Below are 12,011 nucleotides of genomic sequence, written 5' to 3' on the forward strand. Positions count from 1 at the left end.
TCAGTGTCATGGCCGAGCGGGCAGGTACAACGGGATTCCGAGTCGTTCACGGCACCATTCCGGTCTCTGCCCCCACCGTCCCCCACGCCCGTGTCCCCCGGGCGCCCCGACCAGGAGTGTCAGACGTGCAGACCCACGAGATGGCGGATTTCGGCGTTTCCGAGGTCGAGGAGGCGGTGTACCGCCACTTCCTCCGTCACCCTGAGACCCGCGCCGACCACCTCCACCTGCTGCTGCGCGTCGGCTGCGAGGAGGCCGGCGCGGCGCTGGCCAGGCTGATCAGGCTCGGCCTGCTCAGACCCGGAGACACGGCCGGCCGCCTCGTCGCCACCGATCCCGAGACCGCGCTGGCCCGCCTCGCCGAGCTGCGGTTGCGCGAGATCTACGAGGAGATGCACCGCGTCACCCAGTACCGACACGTGCTGGCCACGCTACGCGCGGAGACGGACCGGCGGCCGACCACCGCCCAGGGCGTCGAACAGCTCGACGACTCGAGCGAGATACGCGGCCGGATGGACGACCTCGCCTTCTTCGCCCGCGAGGAGATCGTCTCCGCCGAGCCCCGGGTGCGGCTCTCCGCCGAGCAGGTGGGGCAGTGCGGGGCCCGCGACTTCCGGGCGCTGAGCCGCGGGGTGCGGCGGCGGGTGGTGGTGCGGGGCGACGCGCTCGAACACCAGCCGACCGCCGGCTACCTCGGCGAACTCGCCTCGCGCGGCGCCCGGATCAGGGTCGCCAGGGAGATGTCCGACCACGTCGTCGTCTACGACCGCCGGGCCGCCCTGATGCCGCTCGACCCGCGCAACGACACCCGGGGCGCCCTCGTGGTGCACGGCGGGGTGCTGGTGGCCAGCCTGTTCGGCCTCTTCGAGCGGATCTGGGAGCAGGCCGAGGACGTCCCGCTCGAACTCCGCGACCCGGCGGACCGCGGCTCCGACCTCTCCGAGGCGGAGCTGCGGGTGCTCGCCCTGATGTGCACGGTCGGCAAGGACGAGACCGGCGCCCGCGACCTCGGCGTCTCGGTGCGCACCTATCGACGCCACATTGCGGATGTCATGCGCAGGCTAGGAGCGTCGTCCCGGGCCCAGGCCGCCCTGTTGGCCCGCGAGCGCGGCTGGATCTGAGCCCGCGCCCAGCGCGTGGCGGGCGGCGAGCGTCAGCGCCCGGACGCCGGTGGGCAGCGCCGTCCTCACGTCCGGCGCGAACGCCGGCGAGTGGTTGGACGGCAGCGGCTCCCCGCCGGGGGTGAGCGCGGCGCGCCAGCGGGCGGCCGGCACCGTGCCCAGCATCCAGTACGCCAGCCGCACCCGCTCACCGCCGTGCAGCCCGGCGCCGGCCGGGCCGAACCAGGGGAAGTCCTCGGTGGCCGTGGCCGGTTGCCACTCCAGCACCCGGCCGGCGCCGAGCGCCTCCGCGTGCGCGCCGCGGACGTCCGCCGTCAGCCCGGCGTCCGGGACCAGCGCGGGGGAGCGGCCGACCTCGGTGAGCTCCGGGGGCCGCGGGCAGCCGGACGCCTCGCTCTCGGCGCGCAGCACCCGGCGGGTGGCCGCCGCCATCCGGTCCAGCGTCTCCTCGCCGAACGCCCGCATGCTCAGGGCGAGTTCGGCCCGGTCCGGTACCACGTTGGCCAGTTCGCCGGCGCGCAGCCGGCCGATGGTCAGCACGGCCTGCTCGGCCGGCGCCGTCTCGCGCGACACCACGGCCTGGAGCCGCAGCACGGCGGCCGCCGCGGCGACCACCGGGTCCACCGTGAGGTGCGGGGTGCCGCCGTGGCCGCCCGAGCCGTGCAGCACGGCCTCCAGCGTGCGGCTGCCCGCCAGCACCGCGCCCCTGGCGTGCGCCACGGTGCCGGCCGGCAGCGGGGCGGCGTGCTGGGCGAGCACCGCGTCCGGCACGCCGCAGCGCTCGTAGAGGCCGTCGTCCAGCATGGCGCGCGCCCCGGTCAGCGTCTCCTCGGCCGGCTGCCCGACCACCACCACGGTGCCGCGCCAGCCGTCGGTCGCCCCCGCCAGCAGGCGGGCCGCGCCGGCCAGCGCGGCCAGGTGCAGGTCGTGGCCGCAGGCGTGCATCAGCCCCGGCACCTCGCTGGCGTACGGCAGCCCGGTCAGCTCGGTGACCGGCAGCGCGTCCAACTCGGCGCGCAGCAGCACCGTCGGTCCCGCGCCGCGGCGCAGCACGCCGGCGACGCCGTGGCCGCCGAGCCCGGTGTGCACCTGGTAGCCGTCGGCGCGCAGCCAGTCGGCGAGCCCGGCCGCGGTGCGCTCCTCGGCGCCCGACGGCTCGGGGCGGGTGTGGAGTTCGAGGTACAGCTCGACGGCGGCCCTGAGCACGTCGGCCGGTACGGGCGGCACGGACACGTGGGTGTTCTCCTTCGGTCTGCTGACAGGTGGTGTCAGCGGGCTGACAGCGGAAGCGGGGGCGGGCTGCCAGCGGCTGCCGCTGGAATGGATCCGTGCCGGGCCACCGCCGGAAGCATCCGGCGCCCGCACTTCGTCCCCCGAGGAGGAACCATGTCCAAGAAGCCCGAGCTCGCCACCCTCGCCGACGAGATCCTGGAGCTGGAGTCGGAGACCTTCGAGATCTCCGACTACTCGGACGAGGCCGAGGTCGTCCTCGCCGGTTCGACCTCCTGCTCCTCGACCTCCACCTGTTCCAGCACCACCAGCACCACCTCCTGCAGCGCCTGATTCGGGCCTGCCCCTGATCGTCCTCCGCGCCGTACCCCGGCTCCCCTCAGGGGAAGGGGTGCGGCGCGGGGTCGTTGCCGGCCGTGGGGCCGCCGACCCGGTGCAACCTGGGCATCCGCAGGGCGCGTTGCCGGTGCCAGCCGAAGTCGAGCGGCAGCAGCCCGGGGACGACGGTGGCCACCGTGGCGAGGCCGGCCGCCCGCTGCTCGGGCGCGGTCTGGTCGACGGCGATGACGTCGTGCCCGGCGCCGGCCAACTCGTCGCGCAGCCGCGCCAGATCGTCCAGCAGGTCGGTGGTGCGCGGCCGCACCGCCTCCCAGTCGGCGAAGACCTCGGTGATCGGCCTGGCCGGTGACGGTTCGAGGAACGCCGCCGCGTGCCGCGCCATCCGCGGCAGCCCGTAGAGCTGGGCGTGGTCCTTGAGCTGCCGTACCAGGCCGAAGTCCTGGGCCATCGCCTCCAGTTCGGCCTGCCGCTCGCGGACCTGGAACGGCAGGTGCGGAATGTAGGTCAGCACCTCGCTGAGCGCGCCGGCGACCGTCTGTTCCGGGTCGAAGCCGGCGGCCGCGCCGAACGACAGCAGCCCGAGGCCGCCGTCCCGCCGCACGGCGAGCGCGGTGACCACCGGGACCGTCAGACCGGCCCTGGTGTCGAAGGCGTGCACGTCGTAGCCGAGCAGCGCGGCCCGGTCGAGGGCGGCCCTGATCCCGGCGTCGCGGCAGGTCGACAGGTCGATCCTGGGGGGCCGGGTCCGCCCGTACCAGGCGACCAGGAACGCGTCGCGCTCGACGAGTTCCAGCAGCCCGTGCAGCACCGCCTCGGCCGGATGGCCGCCGGTGGCGCAGCCGTTGGAGCACTCGAAGACGAAGTTGTCGGCCTCGACGCCCGCCCCGTAGTGGACGAACCGCGCCGGCACCAGGATCGGCCGCTCGTCGCGCAGCGACCAGCCGTGCAGCCAGGGGATCGGGCGGTCGGGGTCGAACGGGGAGACCAGCGGGTCGTCCCGGTAGGTCTCGGGCGGGTAGCTGCCGCAGTCGGCCGGGTCGAGGACGGCGCCCCGGCCCGGGTCGGCGAGCAGTTCCCGGTAGGAGGCGGTGACCGGGGTGAGGCCGCGCCGGTTGTGGGTGCCCGCGTAGCGCTCGAGTCCCTCCAGGTAGGCGAGGGTTCGGCTGGTGTCGTACCTGTCGCCCTGCCCGCTCCAGGTGACGTCGTTGAGGCCGGCGTAGCCGCGGACGAAGTTGCTGCCCGAGATGGGGGCGGTGGTGGTGGACGTCGGGTTGAGGTGGGTGCGGGCGCCGAGCACGCCGCAGACCGGGTTGGCGAGCGCCGCGTCGGGGAGGGCGAACGAGGCGGCGGAGCGCACCCGGTAGCTGCCGGGCGCCGGCTTGGGCGCGTCGGTCAGCGGCGGCAGCCCGTCCGCCGGGCGGTCGGGGCGCGGGGTGACGCAGTGCGGGCAGAGCGGTTCGGGCAGCAGCGGGAAGCTCACCAGGGCGAGGGTGCCCAGGTCGACCCGGGTGACCCGGGGCAACTCGGCGCCGGCCGTGGCGCGTTCGGCGACGGCGCGGGCCGCCGCCCACACGGCGTCGGCGGCGTGCGGGGTGAGCACCGGCCAGCCGGTGGCGCCGGCCGGCTCGCGGCAGCCGGCCTCCAGCGGCTCGCGCTCCGAGCGGGTGCGCAGCCGCTGCCAGCGCATGCCGAGGCACCGGCCGCAGGCGGCCCGGGTGCCGCCCCAGGGGCCGACGAGCACCGCCCGGGAGGAGAGGTGGAAGGTGGCACCCGGGCGGGCGGCGGCCAGCGGGTCGGCCGCGGGGTCGGCGGTCAGCACGTCGGCGGCGCCGAGCGGCACCACCACGGGCTCGGGCCCCGGGCCATGGCCGGCCGCCGCCCAGCGGGCGCGCAGCGCCGCCTGGAGCCGGCCGCGGGCGGCCTCCAGGGGCGGTGGCGGCGCGGTGGCGGTGGTCGTCACGTCCGGTCGCTCCAGCGGAAGGTGCGGAAGGCGACGGCGCCGAACACGGCGGCGAACGCGACGAGTCCGGCGGCGGCGAGCCCCATGTCCGTGCCGGAGCCCGAGCCGGTCAGGGCGGCCGAGATCCCGTCGTTGAGGTGGCGCAGCGGCAGCACCACGGAGATCGTCTGGAGCCAGGACGGCATGGCGTCCAGCGGGTAGAACGAGCCGGAGAGGAACGCCATCGGCACCATCAGGCAGTTGGCGACCGCGGCCACCGCCTCCGGGGTGCGGGAGAACGAGCCGACGATCGCGCCGAGCGCCAGGAACGCGGTCACGCCGAGCACCAGCAGCGGCACCGCCAGCGGCCAGCCGCCGGAGAGTTCGAGGCCGAACATCGGCAGCATCGCCACCGCCACGAACACCACGCCCTGCACCACGCCGATGCCGACGGCCAGCGCGTAGCGCGAGCCGAGGATCGCGGAGAGCGGGGTCGGGGTCATCCTGATCAGCCGCAGGATGTCGTCCCGCCGCCACTGCATCAGCGTGAAGCCGACACCGAACACGGCCGCGTTGGCCACGCCCCAGGAGAGCACGCCTGGCGCGATGTAGCTGATGTAGGGCCGGCCGCTCTGCTCGACGTCCTGGCCGCTGAAGATCAGCCCGAAGACGACGAGGAACAGCAGCGGGAAGGCGAAGGTGAAGAACAGGGTGGTCTTGTCCCGGGTGTAGGCCCGGTAGCCGGCCTCCCCCAGCGCGGCGAAGGCGCTCATGTGCTGCTCCGTTCGATGGGCTCGTCCGCCGGCCGCTCGCCGGCGGCCCGCTCGTCGCCAGGGTGCTGGTCGGCGCTGAGGTCGGTCAGGCGCAGATAGACGTCCTCCAGGCTGGCGGTGCGGGTCCGCACGCCCTGTAGGCCGGCGATCTCGGCGATCTCGGCCAGCAAGGGGCCGGCGTCCAGCGTCTCCAACACCACGACGTCGCCGTCGAGTTCGGCGTGCCGGACGCCCGGCAGCGCGCTGGCCGCGGCCACCGTGAGACGCTCGGCGGGCACCAGCAGCCTGGTCACCGAAGTGCCCTGGGCGACGAGGCGGTTGGGGGTGTCGAGGGCGGTCACCCGGCCGCTCGCCACGATCGCCACCCGGTCGCAGAGCGCCTCGGCCTCGTCCAGGTGGTGGGTCGTGTAGACGATGGTGCGGCCGGCCCGCTTCAGGTCGCTCAGCACCCGCCACAGGCCGCGCCTGGCCTGCGGGTCGAGGGCGGCGGTCGGCTCGTCGAGGAAGATCAGCTCGGGGTCGTGGACCAGCGCCGAGGCGATGGCGAGCCGCTGCCGCTGGCCGCCCGACAGGTCCTCGACGCGGACGTCCGCCTGCTCGGTGAGGCCGACGGTGGCCAGCGTGCGGTCGACCGCCGCCCGGTCGGCGCGGTAGAGGGCCGCCACCGTCCGTAGGTGCTCGGCCGCGGTGAGCCGGACGAAGAACGCGGAGGACTGGGTCTGCACGCCGAGCCTGGGCAGCAGCGCGGTGTCGCGCGGCCACGGCCGGGCGCCGAGCACGTTGACCGTCCCCGAGTCGGCCTGCCGCAGCCCCTCCATGATCTCGATCAGGGTGGTCTTGCCGGCGCCGTTCGGGCCGAGCAGGCCGAAGAACTCGCCCCGGGCGATGGTGAACGAGATGCCGTCCACGGCCCGGACGGCGCCGTAGCTCTTGCGCACGTCGGCCAGGACGACGGCCGGCGGCGGCGCCTCGCCGTCGGTCTCGGGTGGGTGGGGCACGGGGATCTCTCCTTCGGATGGCACGGTGGGGGTCAGGTGACCAGGAGGGCGTGGACGAGCAGGACGAGCGCGGCGAGCAGCAGGCAGCCGGCCAGCACCGCGCACAGGCCGTAGCCGAGGTAGGCCCGCCTGGCCTCCCGCGGGTAGCCGGCGGCCGCCGGGTCGCGGCGGGCCGCCAGGGTCAGGAACTCCCGGCTCGAGGTGGCCAGTCGGGTGGCGCGCAGCACCTGGCCGACGATGGTGTAGCCGTCGAGCGGCGGCAGCGGCACCAGCATGGCGAGGGCCTGGAGGGTGCCGAGGAACAGCAGCCCGGCCAGCGCCTCGCGGGTGTCGCCGGCGGGCGCCAGCAGCCACCAGACGCAGAACGGCGTGAGGAACAGCAGGTTGGTGACGGCGCCGGCCGCGGCGACCACGATCCGCTGCCGGCGGGTGCCGAGGTAGGGGTAGTCGTCGACGACGCAGTACATGATCACCACCGGCAGCCGCCAGCGCAGGCCGATCTCGCCGACCCGGCCGCCGTGGTGCCGGGCGGCGACCGCGTGCGCTAGCTCGTGCAGCGCGGTGCTGAACCAGAGCGCGGTGGCCACGGCGAGCAGCAGCACGGGGTTGGTGAACACCGTGGCCGCGCCGTCCACCAGCTCCGGCAGCCGAGCCAGGAACAGCGCCAACATGCCGCCCAGCAGCGCGAGTTGTGCCGCCTGCCAGCCGGGTGCGAGCAGGAAGCCGGCGGTCCGGTGCAGCCGTCCCGCGGTGGCGTGCGCGTCCGAGACCAGCCGCACGCTGCCGCGCAGCAGGCCGTTGGCCGGCCGCTCCACGGCGTCCTTCGGCGCGGCAGGGGCACCGTCGAGCAGGCCGCGGCCGCCCAACAGGGCGAGCAGCTGACGCCAGTTGGCGTCGCCGAGCCGCCTGCCGAACGCCTCGGCGTACTCCGCGCCCAGCTCGTCCAGGGTGCGGCTGCCGTCCATCCTGGCCATCAGGAACCGCTCGCGCGGCCCGACCTCGAACGACCGGCCGCCGGCCGGCTCCTTCACCAGGTGCACGGTCCTGGGGCCGAGCAGCAGCGGGTCGCTGATCAGCACGCCGGGGCGCAGCCGGGGGCGGAGGCCGGCCAGCGAGTGCCCTGGCGCGGTCACCGTTCGCCGCCCGCGGGCGCCGGCAGCCGGCGGCGGAGCGCCCGGCCCAGGACGTGCGAGAGGTACGCCTCGTCCTGGATGGTGACGTGCAGCCGGTTGTTCGTCATGTGCATGTAGGGGGAGAGCAGCCGGACCAGCGCCTCGTGCCGGTCGGTGACCGGCTCCTCCCGCTCGCCGTCCCAGGAGCGGAACACCAGCTCCCCGCGCTCCGCCAACTCACCTGCTTTGTCGGCGAGTTCGGTGCAGTGCTCGACCCAGCGGCCCAGGAAGTCGGGCAGCAGCCCCGGGTCCTCGGCCTGCACCGCGCCGCGGATCCGCTCGTACCAGCGGGTCAGCGGCGGCCCGACCTCGTCGGCCTTCCGCTCGTACTCGGCGCTGCCGATGAAGCCGGTGTCGGGGAACGCGCGGTGCCAGAACGCGTAGTAGCTGTCCAGGTAGTCGGCCAGCGGCTCGTCCTCCGCGACGAAGCAGGCGGCCATCACCGTCATCAGCTGGGCCGAGGTGCCGAGCAGCACGGTGCGCAGGTGCAGGTTCTTGGTGCGGAACGCGTCGATCACCAGCTCGCTCGACTGGCGGAAGTGCCATTCGGCGAGCGCGACGCCGGCCGGGCCGCCGTACTTGCCGAACTCGGGCTCGTAGGGCAGCCAGGAGCGGGAGTTGTTCGGCCGCAGGTTCATCCGGCCCTCGGCGTCCAGGTAGTCGACGCGCTCGGCCGGGCTGAACTCGATGTCGAAGAGCTGGTTGTAGAACTCGTTGAGGAAGCCGGAGTCCACCTCGTAGAGCGCCGGGCGGCGGGCGAGGAACTCGTCGATCGCCTCCTCGGCGCGTCGCCGCACCTCGCCCTCGGCGGCCGGGGACGAGGGCCGCAGCCGCAGCCTGACGTGCGGGCCCTCCAGCCAGTAGTTGATGAAGAACCAGCCGTCGAGCAGCACGTCCCGCTCCAGCTCGGCGACCAGCGGGCGCACGCAGTTCAGCAGCAGGGGGCGGGGGTTGGCCGCGTAGTAGACGTGCACGGCCTGCCACGCCCCCGGGGCCTGAGTCGGCTCGCTCACGACGCGCTCCCTTCCACGTGCGGCACCCGCACGGTCTCGACGGCGAACTCGGTGACGTGCGCGCCCTGTTCCGAGCCGAGCAGCGGCCCCTCCTGGTCGGGCAGCGCCTCGCGGAACACCACCCGGGCCTCCGGGCGGCGCACCAGACCCTCGAAGGCCAGCAGCGACAGCGGGCTCTCCAGGTCGACGTACTGCGGCTTGGCGCCCGTGGCGCCGCGCGCCCCGCCGTCGCTTACGGTGGCGAACACCCGCTCGGGCAGGCCGTGGTGGCGGCGCCAACGGCGCCAGCCCAGGTACCAGTCGGCGTCCCCGCCGCCCGTCGCGCGGGGCGGCAGCGCGGTGGCCGGCGCCGTCCAGCCGCGCCTGCCGAGCACCAGCCGGCCGTGCCGCACCCGGGGCCGGTGGGTCACGCCGTCCCGCTCGGGTCCCGCCGGGATGCCGCCCCACACGTCGAGCGGCGACATCGAGGTGGGGGAGAGCAGCAGCAGGGTGCGAGGCACCTCGGGCAGCGCGAGCGGCACCAGGTAGCCGAGGTAGACGGGCACCACCTCGCGGCCGAGGCGCGCCGAGCGCAGCACGAGACGGTCCGCGTCCCGGTCGTGGACCAGGGAGAGATCGGCCAGGTGCAGCTGCCGGTCGGCCGGCACCGAGCTGGTCTCGCCCGGGCAGACGATCTCGTGGTCGGTGAGCTCCCCGTGCAGGTTGAGGTTGCTGGTCACCGGGCCGCCGGTGACCTCCGCGAACACCGCGCCCGGCGGCTGGAGTCGGCGGGCCCTCTCCCGCAGCCGGGTGGACAGCCCGTCGTGGCAGTGGGTGAAGCGGCTGAACGGGAACGACAGGCCGCCGTAGGAGCGGTTGAGCACCACCAGCGGCTCGCCGGGGCCTGCCGCGGCCAGCTGCACATGGTGGCTGTACAGCTCAAGACCCTTGGGGAGCGGTTCGAGCTCGGCGGCCACCGCCGCCAACAGCGCCTCGTCCAGAACGAGTTCGCTGCCGCCGCTGTCCCGGTGCTCGGCCCAGCGGGCCCGCACCCCGTCCTGGAACACCTGCCTGGCCGCGTCGAGCGCCTTCAGCTGCGGCAGGCCGAGCCAGTTCTCCTCCGGCGTGTGCCGGCCCTCGGCGTCGAAACGTGGCCGGCGGGAGGTGAACGACAGGTACTGGTCGAAGAAGTCCTCGTGGAAGTCGTGGATCAGCCGCAGCAGGTCGTCGCAGCGGCCGCCGGCGCCGAACCTGGCGAGGAAGAAGCCCTTGAGGGTGAGGCGTTGCGGCAGCGTCAGGTCGAAGGCCGGCAGCACCCGCTCGATGGACCGCAGCGGCTCGGCGAGCGCGGCGGAGAACGCGGCGCGGGACGCCGACACGGTGGGGGCCGTCACGTCCTCGTAGAGCACGGTGCGCGGCACCCGCGGCTGCTCGACGCCCAACTCCCGCTGCACGTCCGCCAGTCGCTCGCGCAGTTCGGCGAGCAGCGCGCGCCGCTCGGGGGGCGAGGCCGCCGGGTAGCGGGCCAGGCAGTCGGCGGGACCGTCGAGCGCGGCGGCGGTGCGGATCGCCCAGGGCCGCTCCAGGGCGCGCAGCGACTCCTGGAAGGCGCGCAGCGGGTCCGTGTCGTGGGCGCCGGTGGACAGCGAGGGCACCTGCACCATGCCGACCTCGACCAGCGCCGCCAGATAGCGCTCGACGTCCGCCGCCGGCTCGCCGCGGTCGGCCGCCAGCCAGCCCACCAACTCGCCGTAGCGCAGCCCGGGGCGCTCGCCGAAGAGCGCCAGCATCCGCTCCAGGACGCCGCTGCGGCGCAGGAAGAACACCCGGTCCCGCACGGTGTCGAAGGTGACGGCGGTGTCGTCGTCGCCGGCCGTCACCCAGCGCCGCACGTACCGCACCCGGTCGTCCTCCCGGCCCCAGCCCGGCGCGGGCGCCACCGGCAGGTCGGCGCGGCGGCCGGGCTCCGCGACCACGGCCTCCGCGACCCGGCCGAGGACGAGGACGTTCAGCCTGGGGTGGCTGGTCCAGGGCCCGGCCAGCGCCAGGTGCTCCGCTGGTTGTGCGGGCGGGTAGCCGCGGGCTGTGGGTGGCCGGTCGCGCCCACGTGGCGGAGCCGGCCGGGGCAGGGCCCCGTGCCCCGGCCGGGGCACGGGGCCGCGTCGGACTTCACCCAGCCCGTCCAGGGGCCTTGCGGCGTCCCCGGCGTCGTGCAGGGTGCCGAGGGCGACGCCGGTGAAGGTGGAGAACGGGCTGGTCTTGCACGCCGTCCGGTAGAGGTACGCCAGCAGCGACCGCTCCGTCTTCCTGGCCCGCTTGCCGCCCTTCTCGGGGGCGGCGGCGAGGAACGCGTCGAGCTCGGCGTCCAGCGGCGGCGAGGCGAGCAGCACCCCGGAGCGCAGCCGCGGGTCGGCCGCGAGCCGACGCAACTCGGCCCGGCCGTACTGGAGTTCCTCGGCCAGCAGCCCGGGGCCCGCCGCCTCGCGGTCGGCCAGCAGCTCCCTGGCCGCCAGCCAGTCGGCCAGCGCCTCGGCCGCCGCCGGGTCGAGCCCCGCGACCAGTGCCAGGTCGGCCTCCGGGTCGCGCGGCCGCCGGTTGTTGAACACCTCGCGGCGCAGCCGCAGCAGCGCGCGCCTGGCGGCCTCGTCCTCGTTGCTGCCGACCAGGTCGTGCAGCAGGTCGGCCACCCGCTCGCCGGTCGCGGCCGACAGGCCCGCCGCGTCGAGCACCTCGTCCGCCCAGGCCCGGCTCGCCGGGGCCCGCAGCCCGCGCACCACGTCGAGCGGCAGCCCGGCGACGCGGGCCGTGAACAGCTCGCCCAACTCCCAGCCGGCCTCGGGCCTTTCCTCGCCCATCGGCTCCTCCCCGCCCCTCACGCGATCTCGAAGCGGAAGTCGGCGGGCGCGGGCCGCTCGGCGCCGACCATCATGATCAGCAGCGCCTGCTCGTCGGTGTCCAGCAGCCCGAGTTCCTCGCGGTAGGAGATGTTGTCGAAGCCGAGGGCCACCCCGCAGCCGGTCGACAGGGCGGCGGCGGCCGTGTAGGTGGCCTGCGCGACGCCGCCGATCATCGCGTTGACCAGCCGGTAGCCGCGGTCGCCCACGGCGTCGAGCACGGCGTGGGTGCGGATGGTCGGCACCAGCACGGCGGCGGCCTGCTCCAGGTTGTAGTTGGCCAGGAAGTAGTTCCGCTGGAGGAACGGCCCTGGCGCGCCGTCCACCACCGGGCGCAGCGCGTTCACCCCCGGCTCGTAGGCGTAGACCCCGGGCTCCACGCCGTCGACGTGGTTGACGAACGCGTACACCCGGGCGAGCGCGTCGGCGCCGGCCGCCTCGGCGTCGCCGCCGAGCCGCGCCCCGGCGGCCGCGGCCGCCAACAGGGCGGCCAACTCCGCGACCGGCAGCGGCCGTTGTGCGGCGGCGAAGCGGCCGAAGCTGCTGCGGCGGG

General features: G+C 75.3%; 10 protein-coding genes. 2 read left to right on the forward strand and 8 right to left on the reverse strand.

The genetic code is table 11. The features are described 5' to 3' along the window. Window positions 1-125: 125 nt before the first annotated feature. The gene (locus ACYVPE_RS23075) at window positions 126-1,121 is read left to right on the forward strand and encodes a helix-turn-helix transcriptional regulator (protein ID WP_461035592.1); all 996 of its coding nucleotides are present in this window, start codon (window positions 126-128) and stop codon (window positions 1,119-1,121) included. Here ACYVPE_RS23075 and ACYVPE_RS23080 read toward each other — a convergent pair. After that, the gene (locus tag ACYVPE_RS23080) at window positions 1,062-2,354 is read right to left on the reverse strand and encodes an amidohydrolase (RefSeq protein ID WP_461035593.1); all 1,293 of its coding nucleotides are present in this window, start codon (window positions 2,352-2,354) and stop codon (window positions 1,062-1,064) included. The two genes, ACYVPE_RS23075 and ACYVPE_RS23080, sit on opposite strands and share 60 nt — an antisense overlap. Before the next feature lie 153 nt (window positions 2,355-2,507). On the opposite strand from ACYVPE_RS23080, the gene ACYVPE_RS23085 reads away from it, so the two are divergent. After that, complete coding sequence (locus tag ACYVPE_RS23085) at window positions 2,508-2,684, forward strand: thiazolylpeptide-type bacteriocin (protein WP_132821261.1); 177 nt, start codon at window positions 2,508-2,510, stop codon at window positions 2,682-2,684. A 46-nt stretch (window positions 2,685-2,730) separates the two neighbouring features. On the opposite strand, the gene ACYVPE_RS23090 is transcribed toward ACYVPE_RS23085, so the two are convergent. From ACYVPE_RS23090 to ACYVPE_RS23120, 7 genes are all read right to left on the reverse strand, one after another. Then, the gene (locus ACYVPE_RS23090; protein ID WP_461035594.1) at window positions 2,731-4,650 is read right to left on the reverse strand and encodes a TOMM precursor leader peptide-binding protein; all 1,920 of its coding nucleotides are present in this window, start codon (window positions 4,648-4,650) and stop codon (window positions 2,731-2,733) included. Next, complete coding sequence (locus ACYVPE_RS23095; protein WP_461035595.1) at window positions 4,647-5,402, reverse strand: ABC transporter permease; 756 nt, start codon at window positions 5,400-5,402, stop codon at window positions 4,647-4,649. Before ACYVPE_RS23095 ends, ACYVPE_RS23090 begins: the two co-directional genes overlap by 4 nt. Then, window positions 5,399-6,400 carry an ABC transporter ATP-binding protein gene (locus ACYVPE_RS23100; RefSeq protein WP_461035596.1) on the reverse strand — a complete coding sequence of 334 codons (1,002 nt, stop codon included), beginning with the start codon at window positions 6,398-6,400 and terminating at the stop codon, window positions 5,399-5,401. Before ACYVPE_RS23100 ends, ACYVPE_RS23095 begins: the two co-directional genes overlap by 4 nt. 32 nt (window positions 6,401-6,432) lie before the next feature. Continuing rightward, complete coding sequence (locus ACYVPE_RS23105) at window positions 6,433-7,533, reverse strand: metalloprotease (protein WP_461035597.1); 1,101 nt, start codon at window positions 7,531-7,533, stop codon at window positions 6,433-6,435. Continuing rightward, complete coding sequence (locus ACYVPE_RS23110; protein WP_461035598.1) at window positions 7,530-8,585, reverse strand: lantibiotic dehydratase C-terminal domain-containing protein; 1,056 nt, start codon at window positions 8,583-8,585, stop codon at window positions 7,530-7,532. The genes ACYVPE_RS23105 and ACYVPE_RS23110 overlap by 4 nt, the downstream gene beginning before the upstream one ends. Then, entirely contained in the window at window positions 8,582-11,419 is a 2,838-nt protein-coding gene (locus tag ACYVPE_RS23115) for a lantibiotic dehydratase (protein WP_461035599.1), read from the reverse strand. Before ACYVPE_RS23115 ends, ACYVPE_RS23110 begins: the two co-directional genes overlap by 4 nt. Before the next feature lie 17 nt (window positions 11,420-11,436). After that, window positions 11,437-12,011, reverse strand: a 575-nt coding sequence (locus tag ACYVPE_RS23120) for a nitroreductase family protein (RefSeq protein ID WP_461035600.1), incomplete at its 5' end; no start/stop codon positions are given.

It is taken from the genome of Streptomyces mayteni (assembly GCF_054783955.1).

Bases quoted from the DNA above. Each gene is read 5' to 3' on its own strand.
- ACYVPE_RS23085 (WP_132821261.1), top strand. From the start codon at position 2,508: ATGTCCAAGAAGCCCGAGCTCGCCACCCTCGCCGACGAGATCCTGGAG.
- ACYVPE_RS23095 (WP_461035595.1), bottom strand. From the start codon at position 5,402: ATGAGCGCCTTCGCCGCGCTGGGGGAGGCCGGCTACCGGGCCTACACC.
- ACYVPE_RS23115 (WP_461035599.1), bottom strand. From the start codon at position 11,419: ATGGGCGAGGAAAGGCCCGAGGCCGGCTGGGAGTTGGGCGAGCTGTTC.